The organism is Acidiphilium sp. 34-64-41 (assembly GCF_002282635.1).
Classification (GTDB): Bacteria; Pseudomonadota; Alphaproteobacteria; order Acetobacterales; family Acetobacteraceae; genus Acidiphilium; species Acidiphilium rubrum.
This window is the reverse complement of the sequence record NZ_NCJX01000050.1, coordinates 1-17,364: the sequence shown is the minus strand read 5'-3', so window position 1 is coordinate 17,364 and position 17,364 is coordinate 1. Positions and strand designations below refer to the sequence as shown.

Annotated in this window: 15 protein-coding genes and 1 pseudogene; 10 read left to right on the top strand and 6 right to left on the bottom strand. The window is 63.5% G+C overall.

What is annotated here, in order from left to right; translation table 11 throughout:
- Positions 1-391 precede the first annotated feature (391 nt).
- From B7X49_RS11375 to B7X49_RS11350, 6 genes are all read left to right on the top strand, one after another.
- Complete coding sequence (locus tag B7X49_RS11375; RefSeq protein ID WP_286704585.1) at positions 392-2,602, top strand: prolyl oligopeptidase family serine peptidase; 2,211 nt, start codon at positions 392-394, stop codon at positions 2,600-2,602.
- A 539-nt stretch (positions 2,603-3,141) separates the two neighbouring features.
- The gene (locus B7X49_RS11370; protein WP_286704584.1) at positions 3,142-3,645 is read left to right on the top strand and encodes an OmpA family protein; all 504 of its coding nucleotides are present in this window, start codon (positions 3,142-3,144) and stop codon (positions 3,643-3,645) included.
- A 170-nt stretch (positions 3,646-3,815) separates the two neighbouring features.
- On the top strand, positions 3,816-4,682 hold the full coding sequence (locus B7X49_RS11365; RefSeq protein WP_286704583.1) for a tol-pal system YbgF family protein: 867 nt from the start codon (positions 3,816-3,818) through the stop codon (positions 4,680-4,682).
- A 36-nt stretch (positions 4,683-4,718) separates the two neighbouring features.
- Positions 4,719-5,966: a tRNA lysidine(34) synthetase TilS gene (tilS, locus tag B7X49_RS11360; RefSeq protein ID WP_286704582.1), complete on the top strand. Its 1,248-nt coding sequence runs from the start codon at positions 4,719-4,721 to the stop codon at positions 5,964-5,966.
- Positions 5,967-6,158: 192 nt separating this feature from the next.
- Positions 6,159-8,084, top strand: coding sequence for an ATP-dependent zinc metalloprotease FtsH (gene ftsH / locus B7X49_RS11355; protein ID WP_286704581.1), 1,926 nt, complete (start codon positions 6,159-6,161; stop codon positions 8,082-8,084).
- A 115-nt stretch (positions 8,085-8,199) separates the two neighbouring features.
- Complete coding sequence (locus B7X49_RS11350; RefSeq protein WP_286704580.1) at positions 8,200-9,078, top strand: NAD(P)-dependent oxidoreductase; 879 nt, start codon at positions 8,200-8,202, stop codon at positions 9,076-9,078.
- On the opposite strand, the gene B7X49_RS11345 is transcribed toward B7X49_RS11350, so the two are convergent.
- The gene (locus B7X49_RS11345) at positions 9,062-9,829 is read right to left on the bottom strand and encodes an enoyl-CoA hydratase/isomerase family protein (RefSeq protein ID WP_286704579.1); all 768 of its coding nucleotides are present in this window, start codon (positions 9,827-9,829) and stop codon (positions 9,062-9,064) included. The two genes, B7X49_RS11350 and B7X49_RS11345, sit on opposite strands and share 17 nt — an antisense overlap.
- A gap of 48 nt (positions 9,830-9,877) precedes the next feature.
- Positions 9,878-10,081: a hypothetical protein gene (locus B7X49_RS11340; RefSeq protein WP_286704578.1), complete on the bottom strand. Its 204-nt coding sequence runs from the start codon at positions 10,079-10,081 to the stop codon at positions 9,878-9,880.
- 348 nt (positions 10,082-10,429) lie between these two features.
- On the opposite strand from B7X49_RS11340, the gene pnp reads away from it, so the two are divergent.
- Positions 10,430-12,580, top strand: a complete 2,151-nt coding sequence (gene pnp, locus B7X49_RS11335; protein WP_408735577.1) for a polyribonucleotide nucleotidyltransferase — start codon at positions 10,430-10,432, stop codon at positions 12,578-12,580.
- A gap of 80 nt (positions 12,581-12,660) precedes the next feature.
- Positions 12,661-12,768, top strand: a pseudogene (locus B7X49_RS11330) (type II toxin-antitoxin system Phd/YefM family antitoxin); the annotation flags it as partial.
- Positions 12,769-12,933: 165 nt separating this feature from the next.
- On the opposite strand, the gene B7X49_RS11325 reads toward B7X49_RS11330, so the two are convergent.
- Positions 12,934-13,113 carry a hypothetical protein gene (locus B7X49_RS11325; RefSeq protein WP_286704586.1) on the bottom strand — a complete coding sequence of 60 codons (180 nt, stop codon included), beginning with the start codon at positions 13,111-13,113 and terminating at the stop codon, positions 12,934-12,936.
- Between the two features lie 207 nt (positions 13,114-13,320).
- A complete protein-coding gene (locus B7X49_RS11320; RefSeq protein ID WP_286704576.1) occupies positions 13,321-14,247 on the bottom strand; it encodes a hypothetical protein in 927 nt (308 codons plus the stop codon).
- A 137-nt stretch (positions 14,248-14,384) separates the two neighbouring features.
- Here B7X49_RS11320 and dps point away from each other — a divergent pair, with 137 nt between their 5' ends.
- Positions 14,385-14,876, top strand: a complete 492-nt coding sequence (gene dps / locus B7X49_RS11315) for a DNA starvation/stationary phase protection protein Dps (protein ID WP_029311464.1) — start codon at positions 14,385-14,387, stop codon at positions 14,874-14,876.
- 1 nt (position 14,877) lies between these two features.
- On the opposite strand, the gene B7X49_RS11310 is transcribed toward dps, so the two are convergent.
- Together B7X49_RS11310 and B7X49_RS11305 are read right to left on the bottom strand one after the other, a co-directional pair.
- On the bottom strand, positions 14,878-16,083 hold the full coding sequence (locus B7X49_RS11310) for an MFS transporter (protein WP_286704575.1): 1,206 nt from the start codon (positions 16,081-16,083) through the stop codon (positions 14,878-14,880).
- 1 nt (position 16,084) lies between these two features.
- Positions 16,085-16,726, bottom strand: coding sequence for a 2OG-Fe(II) oxygenase (locus B7X49_RS11305; RefSeq protein WP_286704574.1), 642 nt, complete (start codon positions 16,724-16,726; stop codon positions 16,085-16,087).
- 76 nt (positions 16,727-16,802) lie between these two features.
- Here B7X49_RS11305 and B7X49_RS11300 point away from each other — a divergent pair, with 76 nt between their 5' ends.
- A complete protein-coding gene (locus B7X49_RS11300; protein ID WP_286704573.1) occupies positions 16,803-17,213 on the top strand; it encodes a DoxX family protein in 411 nt (136 codons plus the stop codon).
- The last annotated feature ends 151 nt before the right edge of the window (positions 17,214-17,364 follow it).

The following is a 17,364-nucleotide window of genomic DNA, read 5'->3' as shown; positions in this document are numbered from 1 at the left end:
TTGGGGGAAAGCCAGTTCGTCACGCTGGTGAATGTCAATGGCCGCCATGGCGGGGGCCACTAGCCCTAGTGGGTGTCTGAGTCAACCGGATAGGCACGAAATAAACTAAACGCTAGTTGTCTAATGATTGGTGGCTTAATGTATTGCTCAGGTTGAATCTACAAATTAGAGGTAGAAAGTCCAAAAAATGAAGGTATTTCTTCGAGCTTAAAGAAATCGTAATAAAATACCCCTAGTTCGATGCTCGGGGTAACTGGCCTAACCTGGGGTTGTTATGCTTTCGGGCCTACCGGGGACCGGAACCCAGCCGCGCCGGTCTAGGGGCCATAACTTAGTTTGCGCAACCCGTGTTTTCCGGTACCCAGATCTCTTACATCGAACGGGGAATCGGATGATCGGATCGTCACGTGGGTTTCTTGCATTGCTGCCTGCGCTCGCGCTCGCGTCGCGCGCACTGGCCAGCCCCGCTGCGCTCGCATCCATCCCCAAACCGCCGCCCGCGCCCATCATTGCCCATGTCAGTCATGATTTCGGCACGCCGGTGACCGATGATTATCGCTGGATGGAAAAACCCGGCAGCAAGCATTTTGCCGCTTTCATGAAGGTGCAGAACGCCTACACGCGCAAAGTACTCGCCGCGATTCCGGGCCGTCAGGCGCTGTACGAGCAGATCAAGCGCGATGCCAATGTCGGCACGGCGGTCTTTTCAGTGACCCGCGCCGATAACCGCATTTTCTACATGGGCGTCGCCCCCGGCCAGAACACGGCGCATCTGTTCGTACTCGATAAAATCGGCGGTAAGCCGCGCCTGCTGATCGACCCGATGCAGTTCAGCACCAACCAGATCCCCCAGGCGCTGAATTATTATTTCGTCTCGCCCAACGGCAAATATGTCGCCTTCGGCGTCTCCGGCGGCGGCTCCGAGCAGGCCAAGCTGCGCGTGCTCGATGTGGCGACCGGCAAACTCCTGCCGATCGGCATCACCCGGATCGACGGTGACGATACCGATTTCCCACCGATCGCCTGGCTGCCGGATTCCAAAGGCTTCATTTACTACCGGCTGCATAAATTCGGCCCGAAGGACCCGGTGACCGATTTTTATCAGAAAAGCCGGGATTATTTGCATCTGTTGAGCGCCACCGACGGCACCGGCGCGACCGACAAGCCGGTATTCGGCTGGAAAGTGTCGCCCGCCGCGCCAATGACCTTCGCGCAGGACGCCCTGGTGGTGACCGCGCCGCACTCGTCCTACGCGCTCGGCCTGTTCACCGAGAACGAGGAACTCCAGTCGATCGACGATATCTACGCCACAAAATTGAGCGATCTCGAAGCCGGCACGCCGGTCTGGCATAAAATCGCCGGCCGCAACGTGCAGATGGCCGGGTTCGCCCTGCATGGCGACCGGCTGGATGTGATCACGCCGAACGGCGCACCTCGTTTCAAGGTGGTCAGCTACGATCTCGCCGGATCGAGCGCGCCGAAAACCGTGGTGCCGCCGAGCGATGACGTGATCACCAGCCTCGCCGCCGGCCGCCATGCCCTCTATGTCGGCGCGATGCACGACGGCATGGGTCGCATCAAGCGCGTCGCCTACGGCACCGGTGCAACGCGCTCGGCGGCCATGCCGTTCCAGGGCGGTCTCGGCCAGATCCTCGCGGACCCGGATGGTGCGGGCGTCTGGTTCCATCTCGCGGGCTGGACCACGCCCTCGGCGTGGTATGATTATGCGCCGGCCACCGGTGCCGTGACCAATACCAACCTGCAAACCCCGCCAAAAGTCAGCTTCGCCGGCATCTTATCGCGCGAGGTCAAGGTGGTGTCGTGGGACGGCACGATGATCCCGGTCTCGATCATCATGAAAAAAACCACCAAGCTCGACGGCAAGGCCCCGACCCTGCTGATCGGCTACGGCAGCTACGGCATCACCATCACGCCGTTCTTTGCACCGACGTTCCTGCCCTGGCTCGACCACGGCGGCATCATCGCGATCGCGCATGTCCGCGGCGGCGGCTGGTATGGCGATGCGTGGCACAAGGCGGGCATGAAGGCGACCAAGATCAACACCGTGTTCGATTTCATCGCGGCCGGCCAATATCTGGTCGATCATCACTACACGTCGCCGGCGCATCTGGCCGGCGAGGGCGGTTCGGCCGGCGGCATCACGATCGGCGGTGCGGTGGCCTGGCGGCCCGATCTGTTCGCCGCCGCGATCGACAGCCACGGCGATACCAATGCCCTGCGCATGCAGTTCAGCCCGAACGGACCGCCCAACGAAATCGAGTTCGGCAACGTGCTGAAAGAGCCCGATTTTCACTGGATCTATGCGATGGACGCAATGGCCCATATCCGCAACGGCGTGAAATATCCGGCGATTCTCGCGGTGACCGGCGCGAACGACCCGCGCGTGGAACCGTGGGAGGTTGGCAAGTTCGCGGCCCGCCTACAGGCTGCCAGCACTTCCGGCAGGCCGGTTTTGCTGCGCGTCAGCTATCAGTCCGGTCACGGCATCGGCTCGACCAAGGATCAGGAAGTCCGCTCGATGGCGGATCAGGACGCATTCCTGTTCTGGCAACTCGGTGTGCCCGGCTTCCAGCCGAAATAGGCACTCTGATGACACGGCGTGCCGATCTGGCGGGATACGGTTCCAAAAAAGAGAGTGTGGTGGGGTCGAACCCGCCACACTCTATAAGGTGACCACGGATTGACCCGTGGCTGTTGGGAGGAAACGGAGACCAAAGGTCCCTTCGCCAAATATCGCCCAGATTGATTAACGTACCGTTACTTTTGGCGAAAATAATTAGTGCCAGATCCTTAAATTCCCAACAAAATCTCACACAACCGTGTCAAAAAAGTCGCGTTTCGACGAAATTGCCGGAAACCATCGGCCGGATCGAACGAAGTTGCGTGAAGCCGCTTGAACCAGCCCTGCAACCGGAATAGATGCTGCTTAAGCGAAATGGTCGATGCACAACATCGCAGCGATCGATTACGCCGTATTGCAGTCCGCTTATTGTCTGCGTGGTTGACGCTCGTTCAGCCGTGCTTCGGGTGAACGGGCTGGAATAGCACCACAGACTGACGACGCGGCCGATACTGTGTCGGCGACTTTCAACTTTGGCACCAAACACCGGGACGGTACATATGAAAATCAAAGCTCTGGGCGCACTTGCGGCTGTTGCCCTGCTGGCGGCGTGCTCCAACGCCCCCAAAACCCAAACTGCATCCACGGGCTCCGGCGCGATGGCCGCTTCCACCGGCCCCGCGCCCGGCAGTGAGCAGCAGCTCGTCGCCGATGTCGGCGATCGCGCCTTCTTCGGCTTCAACAAATCCGGCCTGACCAGTGCCGATCAGGCGACGCTCGACCGCCAGGCCGGCTGGCTCGGCAAGTACCCGAACGTCGACGTTCTGGTCGCCGGCAACGCCGATCCGCGCGGCACCGAAACCTACAATCTGGCGCTGTCCAAGCGCCGCGCCAACGCCGCACGCGACTATCTGGTCGCCAAAGGCGTCTCGCCGTCGCGCGTCCAGACCGTCGGCTACGGCAAGTCCTGCCTCGTTTCGCCGGGCAACACCTCGGCAGACTATGCTCAGGATCGCGTCGCGATCACCTCGGTTCAGGGCTTCAACCCCCAGAGCTGCCACTAAGAACGTCTCGTCGGTGGCGTGATCCGCTGATCACGCGCGCTGGGCCAAACGATCGGCGACCCGCCTGAGCGGGTCGCCGATTTGCGTTTTGGGCGTCCCATCTTCAAGGACGCGAGCAATTGCCCTACATAAGGCTGCGCCCTGCGCGCCAACCGCCCTGAGGATGTTTCATGCGCCGTCTCATGTTGACCGCCCTGCCGATTGCAAGCCTCGCCTTTGCCGGAGTGACCGTGGCCACCTTGGCCCCCGCAAGCGTTGCCCGTGCCCAGATGATTTCCAGCCGTGAGGGCATCGCGCTCGAGAACCAGATTCTCGAACTCAAGCAGGAGATGCAATCGGGCCAGCAAGGCAACGGTAATTCCGCCCTGGCGGCCCCTGCCCCGGAGTCGAGCGGCGGCGGTGCCGCATCGAGCAGTGCGCTCCTGCCCAACATGCTCCAACAGATCCAGACCCTGACCGATCAGGTGCAGAACCTGCGCGGCCGGGTCGATACGCTGGAGCACGAGGTTGCCACCCAGCATGACGAACTGAAGCAGGAAATCGGCAATCTGAAATTCCAGTTGAGCCAGAACGGCGCTACCGCCGCCCCCGGCCAGGGAACAGCCGCGCCGCCGCCAGCGCCCACGCCCGCACCGGCTGCCGCCCGCACCCCGCGCGTCGAAGCCTCGATCACCGCCGCCCGCCGCGCGCTGGCCGGCGGTGATTACAAGGCTGCCGCCGCTGATTCCCGCGCCGTCATCGCCCACCAGGGTAAAAATGCTGCCAAGGGCGCCGCCGAATTGACGCTGGCTCAGGCGCTCGATCATCAAGGCGACCATCAGGGCGCCGCCATCGCGTATGACGATGCCTATAACGCGAACCGTGCCGGTCCCAACGCGCCGGACGCGCTGCTGGGCCTCGCCGGATCGCTCACCGCTATCCACCAGAACCAGGAAGCCTGCGACACGCTCGATTCGCTGGCCAGCCAGTTTTCATCACCCTCGGCTAGCCTCGCCACCCGCATCCATCTGGCGCGCGTTCGCGCCCATTGCGGCTGATGCCCGCGTAACCTGAGAACCGCCCCCGGCTCGTCGATGCAAACCCCGCTCGCGGCCGCGTTCGACGCCGCGATGCGCGACCTCGGCCCGTTCGGTCCCCAGCCGCATCTGGCCGTCGCCGTCTCCGGCGGGGCTGACAGCACGGCCCTCGCGTTGCTGGCGCATGACTGGACGCGAGCGCGCAACGGCACAATTCTGGCCCTGATCGTCGATCACGGCCTGCGCCCCGCCGCCGCCGGCGAAGCGGCCCTCACCGCCGCGCGGCTGCACGCGCGCGGCATCGCTGGCCAGATCATCACGCTCGCCATCCCACCCGGTTCGGCAATGCAGGAACGCGCGCGAATCGCCCGGCATCACGCTCTTGCAACCGCCGCCGCCGCCGCCGGCGTGGCGCATCTGCTGTTCGGCCATCACGCGGCGGATCAAGCGGAGGGGCTGGCCATGCGCGCCGCCCGCGGCCCCGGCGGTGCCGCCGGCATGGCCGGTTTCGCCGCCCGTCACGACATCGTGCTCCTGCGCCCCTTGCTCGCCTGCACCCCCGCCGACCTGCGCGCGCATCTGCGCCAACTGGATGTCGCCTGGATCGATGATCCCTCGAACGCCGATCCGCGGTTCGAACGGGCGCGCGTGCGTGCCCATCAACCCGCAACGCGCGCCGCCGCCACAACAGCGCATGTCGCAACCCAGACCGAAGCGGCGCGTTACCTCGCTGACCATGCACGGATCGACCCGGCCGGTTTCGCCCTGCTTCGCGCCGACCACCTGCCGCCCGCCGCCCTGGCCGCACTGATCCGCGCGATCGGCGGCGCCGTCTACTCGCCCGCCCGCGCCTCGATCGATCGCCTGGCCAAGGCCCTGCGCCCTGCAACCCTGGGCGGCGTGCACATCATGCGCGCCGGCCGGCTGGGTCCCGGCTGGCTGCTCTGCCGCGAGCCTGCCGCCTGCGCGCCGCCGGCGCCCGCCCGCCCCGGCACGCTCTGGGACGGTCGTTTTCGGCTTCGCCACCCCCCGCCCGCCGCGGAAACAATCGGCGCCCTCAGCGCCCACGCCGCCCGCTGCCGTAGCCGCACTGGCCTGCCGAGTGCTGTTTTGCGCGCATTGCCGGCGTTTTTCCGAAACGGTGCGGTCGTCGCGGTGCCGCATTGCCAGCCGAATTGCCAGCCGGGGGCCGACGACAGCCTGCTCTTCACGCCACCCGCACCGGTCGTCGCGGCGCCGTTCGCACCCGCACCACTGCCACCACCTAACCCCGCCGCCCAAGCGACGCACAACCCCGCGACATGATCAGCCGTGGGATAGGAAATTCGCCGCCGATCCCCATGTCAAACTTTGGGTAGCGGTCAACGGCGCGGCGTGCCATGGTAGCACCCTGATTTGGTTTGGCTCGATTAGTTTGGCATGGCTATGCAACGTTTGGCCGGCGTCCCGGCTACCCCGGACTGAAACCCGGGTGACAACAGAACTGGATTAAGGTTGATGAATAATCTAGGGCGTAATCTTCTGGTATGGGTGATCATCGCACTGTTCTTCGTGCTTCTGTTCAACATGTTCCAGCCGGCCACCACGGAGGCCGATCACGGCACCCAGGTCGCTTACTCGACATTCATGTCTGAGGTGAGCGCCAACAAGGTCGATCATGTCACGATTCGTGGCCACGATATTACCGGCGCGCTGAAATCCGGCTCGACCTTCGAGACCTATGCGCCGAGCGATCCGGCACTGGTCAACACGCTGATCAGCAACAAGGTCCGCGTCGTTGCCAAGCCGCTCAACCCGCCGGTCAACCCGTTGATCCATTACCTGATCTCCTGGGCGCCGATGATTCTGTTGCTCGGGGTGTGGATTTACTTCATGCGCCAAATGCAGGGTGGCGGCGGTCGCGCGATGGGCTTCGGCAAGTCCCGCGCTCGGTTGCTGACCGAAAAACAAGGCCGTGTGACGTTCGACGACGTTGCCGGTATCGAGGAAGCCAAGGGCGAGTTACAGGAAATCGTCGAGTTTCTGCGCGACCCTCAGAAATTCCAGCGGCTCGGCGGCAAGATCCCCAAGGGCGTGCTGTTGATCGGTCCGCCCGGCACCGGTAAAACCCTTCTCGCCCGCGCGATTGCGGGGGAAGCGAATGTTCCCTTCTTCACGATCTCGGGCTCGGATTTCGTTGAAATGTTCGTCGGTGTCGGTGCCTCGCGGGTGCGCGATATGTTCGAGCAGGGCAAGAAAAACGCCCCCTGCATCATCTTCATCGATGAAATCGACGCGGTCGGTCGCCATCGCGGCGCCGGTCTCGGCGGCGGCAACGATGAACGCGAACAGACCCTCAACCAGATGTTGGTCGAGATGGATGGGTTCGAGTCCAACGAAGGCGTCATCCTGATCGCCGCGACTAACCGGCCGGACGTTCTGGACCCCGCGTTGCTGCGCCCGGGCCGGTTCGACCGTCAGGTGGTGGTGCCGAACCCGGATGTGAACGGGCGTGAACGGATCCTTAAGGTTCACATGCGTAAAGTGCCCTTGGCCGCCGATGTCGACCCCAAGGTGATTGCGCGCGGCACGCCGGGCTTCTCCGGTGCCGATCTTGCCAATCTCGTCAACGAGGCCGCATTGCTCGCCGCGCGGATCGGCAAGCGTGTCGTCGCGATGTCCGAGTTTGAATATGCCAAGGACAAGGTCATGATGGGTGCGGAGCGCCGCAGCCTGGTGATGAGCGACGACGAGAAGAAAATGACCGCCTATCACGAAGGCGGCCATGCACTCTGCTCGATCGCGCAGCCGCAATGCGACCCGGTGCACAAGGCCACGATCATTCCGCGCGGCCGCGCCCTGGGCATGGTGATGAGTCTGCCGGAAGGTGACCGCTATTCGATGAGCAAGGCCAAAATCCTCGCCGAACTGGTCAAGGCGATGGGGGGGCGCGCCGCCGAGGAAATCATCTTCGGACCCGAAAACGTCTCGAACGGCGCCTCCGGCGACATCAAGCAGGCGACCGACATCACGCGCCGGATGATCACCGAATGGGGCATGAGCGACAAGCTCGGCATGATCGCCTATGGCGGCAACGATCAGGAAGTGTTTCTCGGCCATTCGGTCACCCAGCACAAGAACGTGTCGGAATCGACGGCTCAGGAAATCGATAACGAGATCCGCGCGGTGATCGATCATGCCTATAGCGAGGCAAAGCGCATCCTGACCGAGCGGATCGATGAGTTGCACCGCCTCGCCAACGGGCTGCTCGAATACGAAACCTTGTCGGGCGACGAGATCACCACCGTCCTGCGCGGTGATCCGGTGGTGCGCAAAGTGGTCGACGAACCCGCGCCGGACAACCGCCGCGCCTCGGTGCCCACCTCGCAAAAGCCGGACATGCCCAAATCCGGCGGCCTCGGCCCGGTGCCCGCACCCGGCTGAGCTTCGTTTCGAATGACGAACTGATAACGAAAGCCGGAGGGCCCCACCCTCCGGCTTTTTTCATGGCCGCCGCGCGACCATATCCCCAACCGGACATTATTTCAGGAGCTTATGCATGAGCGTACGGGTTGGCATGGTCGGATTGGGGCGGATGGGTGCGGCAATGGCCGCGCGGCTGATCGAGCGCGGCCATCAGGTCAGTGGCTGGAACCGCACGGCATCCCGCGCCGCGGCAATCCAGGGTCTCACCGTCAAAGCCAGCCCGGCCGAAACCGTCGCCAGCGCGGATATCGTGATCGTGATGCTGCTCGATGAAGAGGCTGCCCGCCCGGTCTATCACGGCGACGCCGGGCTGCTCGCGGCCGATCTGAAAGACACCGTCATCCTCGACATGAGCACGCTGAAACCGCGTGACATGCTCGCCAATGCCGAAGCCGTGCGCGCGGTCGGCGGTGCGTTCGTTGCCTGCCCGGTCGGCGGCACGGTCGGCCCCGCCCGCGCTGGCAAGCTCCTCGGCCTTGCCGGCGGCGAGGCGGCTGCGATCGAGCGCGCCCTGCCGGTGTTGAACGATCTGTGCGACCGGATCGAACGCTTCGCGGAACCCGAAGCCGCTTCGGCAATGAAACTCGCCATCAACCTGCCGTTGCTGGCAGCGTTCCAGGCGCTCGGCGAATCGATCCTGATGACGCGCGATTACGGCATCCCGGCCGACCGCGTGGTCTCGATCATCGGCCAGAGCCCCGGCGGTGCACCGGCAATCGGCCTGCGGCGCGAGGCCATCCTGTCTGAAATCGGCGGCAAACCCGCTTCGGTGGTCGGTTTCTCGCTCGATGCGGTCGAAAAAGATCTACGCCTGATCGACGAGGTCGGCGGTGAGGCCGGGTTCGATCTGCCGCTAGCCTTATCCGTGCGCGGTCAGGTGCACGATGCCGTGCGCGAGGGCTGGGGCGAACGCGATCTGGCGGCACTCGCCGCGTTCAATCTGCGCGCCTGACGGTCTTGCGGCCGAGCGCCGCCAGTGCTGCGTGAAAATCGGCGCTCTGGTGCGCCGCCGTCAGGCCCTCGGCGAACCGAACCTTGTCGAGCGCGCCCTGCGCCAGCGCGCCGATCGCCGCTTTCATCCCCTGCACCGCGAGCGGCGCATTGGCGAGCAGCCGCGCCGCCAGCGCATCGACCGTCGCATCCAGCGCCTCCGGTGCAACCAGATGCGTCAGATACCCCAGCCGCAGCAACGCCTGCGCCCCCACCGGTTCCGCCAGCACGAACAGCAGCCGCGTCGCATCCGGCCCGATCCGCTGCACCGCGCGCTCAAGCCCGGATCGATAATAATGCAGCCCGATCCGCGCCGCCGGCATCAGCAATTCCATGGTTTCGACGCCGACCCGAAAATCGCACGCCAGCGCCAGATCGACCGCGCCGCCATACACATTGCCATGCAGCCGCGCGATGCTCGGCTGCGGCAGCCCCGCCAGCGCCGACCCCACCGCACCAATCCCGCCCGGCCCATCCTCGGCATCACCGAAATCACCGCCCGCCAACGCATCGAGGTCGAACCCCGCGGAAAACACGGTTCCCACAGCCTCGAATACCACGATCCGTACCGCTTGATCATTGGCGACCGCCGCAAGGTGTCCGCGCAACACGGCAATGTCATCCGCCCCTAACCGATTGCGCTGTGCCGGCCGGTTCAGCCGTAACCGTGCCACGCCGTTGGTGCATTCGAGGGTCGGACTACTATCGCTCATGGGTTGAATACCAAGCGCGCGACGGCAGGCAAGGTCAATCCTGCCCGCCTAATTGATGGCGCGGCGTGAAGCGAAGTCTCGATGCTCTGGCAGCGTCGTGGCTTGCATAGACACCGATAACCAATAAAAGTGGAAAGAAAGCGCTTCTTTTTTGAAAAAAAGAAGCAAAAAACTTTCTGAGTCTGGGCCACGGGCGTTTGAACCGGCACGAACCCAGATTAACAAAGTTTTTTTTGCTTCTTTTTTGTTCACAAAAAAGAAGACCTTCCCTTCCTCTTCGCCCGACTCCCGATGACAAGCTAATCCCGCAACCCGATAAGCCCCATCACGAAGCAGTAGCGGTATCGCCCGATCTGCGCTATAATGGCGTCGCGCGCTGATTGAAGCGTGGATGAACCGGGAGAATGGTCTCCCGGATGCGATCGGAACGGCTCAGGTCATTCGGTTGCGTGGAATGCCGGGTATCTCCGGCGTTTCCGGCCACATGGCCCGTGGCTGTGAGTTGACCCTCCCAGCCCGACCCATGCCGCCCGAGACGCTGGCCCCGCTTCACGCCGCTCCATGCCCCGCCGTGCCGGTCCTGTTGTTGTGAAGGACTGCATGATGTTCGATAAATATTTCCGCAAGGAACTCGACTGGGGTGGCCGCAAGCTGATCCTGGAAACCGGCAAGGTCGCCCGCCAGGCCGATGGCGCCGTGGTGGCCTCCTATGGCGATACCGTGGTGCTCGCCACGGCCGTGGGTGCCAAATCGGTCAAGCCGGGGCAGGATTTCTTCCCGCTCACCGTCAACTACCAGGAAAAATTCTTCGCCGCCGGCCGCATTCCCGGCGGTTTCTTCAAGCGTGAAGGCCGCCCGACCGACCGCGAAACACTGACCTGCCGGTTGATCGACCGTCCGATCCGCCCACTGTTTCCGCATGGTTTCAAGAACGAAGTGCAGATCATCGTCACCGTCCTGAGCCATGACCTCGAGAACGAGCCGGATATTCTCTCGCTGGTCGCCTCGTCCGCCGCACTCACCCTGTCCGGCATGCCGTTCTTCGGCCCGGTCGGCGCCGCCCGCGTCGGCTATATCGATGGCGAATACGTGCTCAACCCGACCTCGGCCCAGATCAAGGAAAGCAAGCTCGACCTCGTGCTCGCCGGCACCGCCGAGGGCGTGCTGATGGTCGAATCCGAAGCGCATGAACTCTCCGAGGACATCATGCTCGGCGCCGTCGCGTTCGGTCACAAGGCATTCCAGCCGGTGATCCAGGCGATCGTCGAACTCGCTGAACACGCCGCCAAGGAGCCCTGGACGCTGAGCGAAACCAGCGAAGAGGAAAAGACCCTCGCCGCCCGGATCGACACGCTGGCCCGTGAAGGCCTGCGCGCCGCGTATGACGAGAAGGAAAAGACCGCGCGTCACGAAAAACTCAGCGCAGTCAAATCCGACACGCTGAAAAAACTGACCGAGGAAGGCCTGCCCGCCGACAAGGCAAAGGGCATGTTCAAGGAACTCGAAGCCGACATCGTCCGCAACGCGATCCTCGACAACGGCATCCGCATCGACGGCCGCGATACCAAAACCGTCCGCCCGATCGTGGCCGAAGTCGGTGTTCTGCCACGCACCCACGGCAGCGCCCTGTTCACCCGCGGCGAAACCCAGGCCCTGGTGGTCGCAACGCTCGGCACCGCGCAGGACGAGCAATTGATCGACGCGATCGAGGGCGAGTACCGCGAGCATTTCATGCTCCACTACAACTTCCCTCCCTTCTCGGTCGGCGAAACCGGCCGCGTCGGCAGCCCCGGCCGGCGTGAAGTCGGCCACGGCAAGCTCGCCTGGCGCGCCATCCACCCGCTGCTGCCCGGCAAAGACAAGTTCCCTTACACGCTGCGGGTGGTCTCGGAAATCACCGAGAGCAACGGCTCATCCTCGATGGCAACCGTCTGCGGCACCTCGCTCGCGCTGATGGATGCCGGCGTGCCGCTGGTTCGCCCCGTCGCCGGTATCGCGATGGGCCTGATCAAGGAAGACCGCGCCTTCGCCGTGCTGTCCGACATCCTGGGCGACGAGGATCACCTCGGCGACATGGATTTCAAGGTCGCCGGCACCGCCTCAGGCATCACCAGCCTGCAGATGGACATCAAGATCACCTCGATCACGTTCGAGATCATGAAGATCGCGCTGGATCAGGCGAAGGATGGCCGCATGCACATCCTCGGTGAAATGGCCAAGGCGCTGCAGGGCTCGCGTGACGATGTCTCGCAAAATGCCCCCCGCATCACCGTGATCACCGTACCGAAGGACAAGATCCGCGACGTCATCGGCACCGGCGGCAAGGTGATCCGCGAAATCGTCGAACAGACCGGCTGCAAGATCGACATCGAGGACGACGGCACCATCAAGATCGCCGCCACCTCCGACGAGCAGGCCCAGAAAGCGATCGACAAAATCCGCGGCCTGACCTCCGAGCCGGAAGTCGGCATGATCTACACCGGCAAGGTCGTGAAAGTGGCCGATTTCGGCGCCTTCGTGAACTTCTTCGGCGCCCGCGACGGCCTGGTTCACATCAGCGAACTCGCCCAGGGCCGCGTTGCCCGCACGGGCGATGTGGTCAAGGCCGGCGATGTCGTGAAGGTGAAAATGGTCGGGCTTGATGATCGCGGCAAGGTCAAGCTGTCGATGCGCGTGGTTGATCAGGCAACCGGCGCCGATATCTCCGATCAGGTCGGCGGCAAGGCACGTCGGGAAGACGCGGCAGAGTAAGTCAGCGCTACTTTTTTGTAAAAGAAGTAGCAACAAACTTTCAAGTGCAATATAGCCAGTCTCTGGCTATATTGCACCCTATGCAAAGCGTCGTCGAAGCCAAGAATAATCTGTCGGCCTTGATCGATCGGGCTCTGGCGGGTGAAGAGATCATTATCACCCGTCACGGCACCCCCGTTGTCACCCTCAAGCCAATCAAGCCAAAACCGCCCCGCATGAACCCAGCCGATAACGCAACCGCGCATTCAGCCTTTACGGTCTTCGATGCATGGTGCGCGCGCCTTACAGTGCAGGTTCAAACAATCACAGCCGACATCAACGCTGCCGAAGCGTGCATCTGTCGCCTCGACACCTCACTCCGCACCAGCGACGCCCTGCACATCGCCATCGCCGAGCGCCTCGGTGCCCACCATCGCCACCTTCGACCATACCCTCGCCGAAGCCGCCCGCGCGCGCAGCGTCGCCGTTCTGTGCTGACTCCACCGGCGATGCGCGCGGTCGCAGCGCTCCATCGCGCACAATCGCCCAGCCATTTCATCTACGTGCTCATGCCGCAAGGCCGGCCGCCTGTTCCGGTTCCGCGGCGGCGGCGGTCCTGGGCCGGCACGATGCCGCCTTGATGGCCGGCGGCGACACGATCATCGATGGCTTCCGTAAGGCCTGACCCCGCACGTTCGGTGCCGGCGTGGCTAGCCGGCTCGACCCCCGCGACCGCCCCCGGTCAGCGCCCGACCGGTCCCCTACTCGCCTGGGTTCGCGGGGTGCCGGTGAGGGGTCCCCGAACTCTTGTCGGACCGAAACATCGCCTCGACCGGTAGTGTGCCGAACTTCAGGACCGGCGGTACCCGGTTGGTGAAGTTATCGGGCAGGTGACGGATCAGCGCCGCATGGAGCGGTAGCCCGGTCTTACGGTCGAGCGGCATGGCATATCGGCTGGTGAATCCTCCGGATGTCGGGATATTCTCAAAGCTGAACGCCAGATTTGCGCGCTCCGCCTCACCATGCCCGTATATCTTGCTGGCCTCGACATCGAAGGACGGTCCCGCCGCATGTTCGGCCGCCAGTTCACGATCGAGCACGAAACAGGCCTGATACGGTGTATCGACATTGACAAAGCGAATGTCGCCCAGATCGACGCCGGGCATATCGGCGATCTTTGTCGGCTCCCGATGATCAACGAGATACGTGTGGTAATCCATATCGTTGAACTCGTAGCGCAAAAAACCCGGCAGCAGTCCATAAGGCCGCAGTTGCTCTCGAAACAGCCTGAAGTACGAAAAATTGAGGTGCGAGAGACGAATGTCATCTTCCACGTAGATGAAATGCGAATAGCGGGGGTCCGGCAGAAAGGCCTCCCTGAGCAGGGTCTTATGCGCCCAGGTCACCCGATAGGGTGCGGCAGGGTCGAACGGCACCTGCCGAAACGATACTCTCATCCCGCTCGTGCGCAACGCCACGAGCGAACGCTCCAGCGTGGCAAGCTCTGCATCGTCCGCCGTCGTCGTTACAATGAAATCCACCGCCGCGTCGGTGTATTCGCCAAAGCCGGTCGCAACTTCGAACAGATGGCGCAGCCGGGCGGCCCTGAACTTGAATGCCACGACAACCATGATGTGCAAATTCGCATCCGGCCGACTATCAGGGGACAATTCAAGTAAATTGGCCATATTCTGAAAATGCATAAAAACTGACCGTCTGGCAATCCGGCGGCAGACTACGGCCTGTCATTAACGTCATCAGCCTGCGGCTTGCCCCGTAATCCGGCCATCATCACCTCTCTGGCTTACCAAAAGGAGCGCAAACCATGGCAAAACTTTTCGCCACCCGCAACGACATGCCGGCCAACACCAAACACACCTCGATCGACCTGCTGAACGCCCGCTTGGCCGACAGCATCGATCTCGCCCTCGCGATCAAGCAGGCGCATTGGAACGTCAAAGGCCCGGATTTCATCGCAATCCACGAGTTCTTTGACAAACTGCGCAACGAGATCGATCCGCTGGTCGATGAAATGGCCGAACGCGTCGCCCAACTCGGCGGTACCGCTCTCGGCACCACGCAAACCGTGGCCAAAACCAGCAAACTTGCACCCTACCCGACCGATATCCACAGCACGACCGATCACCTGCACGCCCTGATCGAACGCTTCGGCGATGTCGGCAACGCGGTACGCAAGACCATCGATGAAACCGACGAAGCCGGCGACGCCGATACCGCCGATCTGTTGACTGGCGTGTCCCGCAAACTCGACGAGTCGCTATGGTTCCTGGAATCCCACATCCAGACCAGAACCTGACCTACAGGCTGATCGTCTCCGGCCGCGACGCCCGCAACCCGAACCACAGCAGCGGGACCACCGTCGCGGCCACAAACGCCATCGCCGGCCACCATTGCCCGGTCGCAGCATGCAACGCGCCCATCCCCAGCGGCCCGGCAATCGATACCGCGTACCCGATCGTCTGCGAAAACGCCGAAAGCGCCATCGCCTCGGTCGGCCCGTTCGACCGCAGCACGATAAACGTCATCGCCAACGGAAACATCGCGCCCTGGCCGAGCCCGATCATCACAATCCACAGCCACGGCGCCGCGCCGGGTGCCACCATCAGCCCAATATACCCCAGCAGCGTCACCGCCAGTACCACGCTCGTCAAGCCGCGCTGATCCCGGCTGCGCGCCGCCAGACTCGGCGTGATCAACGTGGAAGGCAATGCCACCAGCGTACTCACCGACAGCATCAACCCCGCCTCCGCCTGCGAAATCCCCACCTGGTGCAGCATCGCCGGCAACCACGACAGCACCGCGTAATAACCGAGCGATTGCAGCCCCATGAACATCGCCACCGCCCAGGCCAGCGGGCTGCGCGCCATCAGCGCAAGCCCGCCACCCCGATACTGTAACGGCGCCCGCGTCGCGCCATGCGCCAACTGCGGCAACCACACGATCACCGCGATCACCGCCGGCCCCGCCCAGGCACCCAGGGCGAAACGCCAGCCCAGCGCGCTCGCCTGCGCCAACGGCACACTCACCCCCGCCGCCGTCGAGGCCGTGATATACAGCGTCGTGATATAAAGCCCGGTCACCAGCCCGACCCGCCCGGCAAAATCCCGCTTCACGATCGCCGGGATCAGCACATTCCCCACCGCAATCGCCGAACCGGCCAGCACCGTCCCGATAAACAGCGCCGGCGCCGCATCGATCAGGCGAATCGCCAACCCCGCGCACAGCAGCGTCAAAACCCCCAGCACCACCGTCTCCAGCCCGAACCGCCGCTGCAACGGCAGACTCACCGGCGCCAACGCCGCAAAACAGATCACCGGAATCGTCGCGAGCGCGATCAAGCCGAAACTGCTCAACCCCAACGATGCCCCAATCGGCACCAGCAACGGCGAAACCGAGGTAATGCCCGGCCGCAGATTGGCCGCGATCAGCAACACCCCCGCCAGCAACAGAACCTGCCGGCTGGACCACAGCCGGGGCGCCGCAATCGTCCTGGAATCAGACACGCTAGGCGGCCGGCAACAAGCGCTTGACCAACGCCGATACCCGATGCCGGCGCATCTCATACTTCGCCTTGGCATCGGTCGTCATGTAATTCAGCTGCACCGTATACCGCCGCCCGACAAAGCTGCGATGCCCATGCCAACTCGTCGGCCCGTTCGGAAACACCAGCAGCGTGCCATCCACCGGCGGCACCTCCACCGCATAATCCTCCAGATCATTCGGCCCCCGCAGCAGCCGCAGACACCCATCCTGGCGCGCCCACGCCTCGCTCGCCGGGTTGAGATACAACAGCACGGTCACCCGCTTGGCCACCGAATCACAATGGATCTGCCCATCCCGCTCGCCAGTCTGCCCACGCAACGTGATCATCACCGGCGCACCCGCCAAATCGAGCCCAAATTTCTCGGCAATCACCCGGCGAAACCCATCGCCCTTCATCTCCCGCGTCAAAGCCGCCGCATCCGCGCCCAGCTTGACCGACTCGATCGGAAAACTGCCCCGGCTGCCCAGCGCCGGTAACCCGGCCACCACACCAGCCAGCCGCTCCGGCCGCACAAACCCACGCATCACCACATGGTCGAACGGATCGCGCGCCACCGGCGTCGCCGCCAACCCCGCAAGATCAAGAATGCTGCTGTCGCTCATGGTCTGGCTTTCGTTGAATAGGCACCGCGGCCGATCACACATATAACGCCATTATCATACAGTACGAGGAGACCCGATGAAAACCACGCAGCGCGGCACGTCAGATATCGGTATTTTGCTGGGACGCCTCGCCCTCGCAACCGTCTTCCTCCAGGCCGGACTCAGTAAACTCATGGGCTGGCCCGGCATCGTCCACCTGCTCACCCACCTGCACGCGCCATACCCCACACTCGGCGGCATCATCGCCATCGCCTGCGAACTCGCCGGCGGCCTCATGGTCGCCCTCGGCCTGCGCGCCCGCATCGGCGCCCTCATCCTCATCCTCTTCACCTTCGGCGCCAATTGGCTCACCCACCGGTTCTGGCTGATGCACGGCCCCACCGCCGCCGCCGCCGAAATCCAGTGCTTCCTCGACCTCTCCATCTGCGGCGGCCTGCTCATCCTCGCCTCAACCGGCCCCGGCCGCTTCGCCGTCGATCGCCGCTGATGATGGGGGGATGGCTGAGGTCAAGAAGGCCAGGGGGCTCTGCCCCCTGGACCCCCGTTAAGGAACCTCTGAACAGCGCAATTTTTCCCTTTCGTTCGTTCGTAGGACGGATGGTAGGCCGGTAGCGTCTGTGTTGGGCTGCCTGACGTCC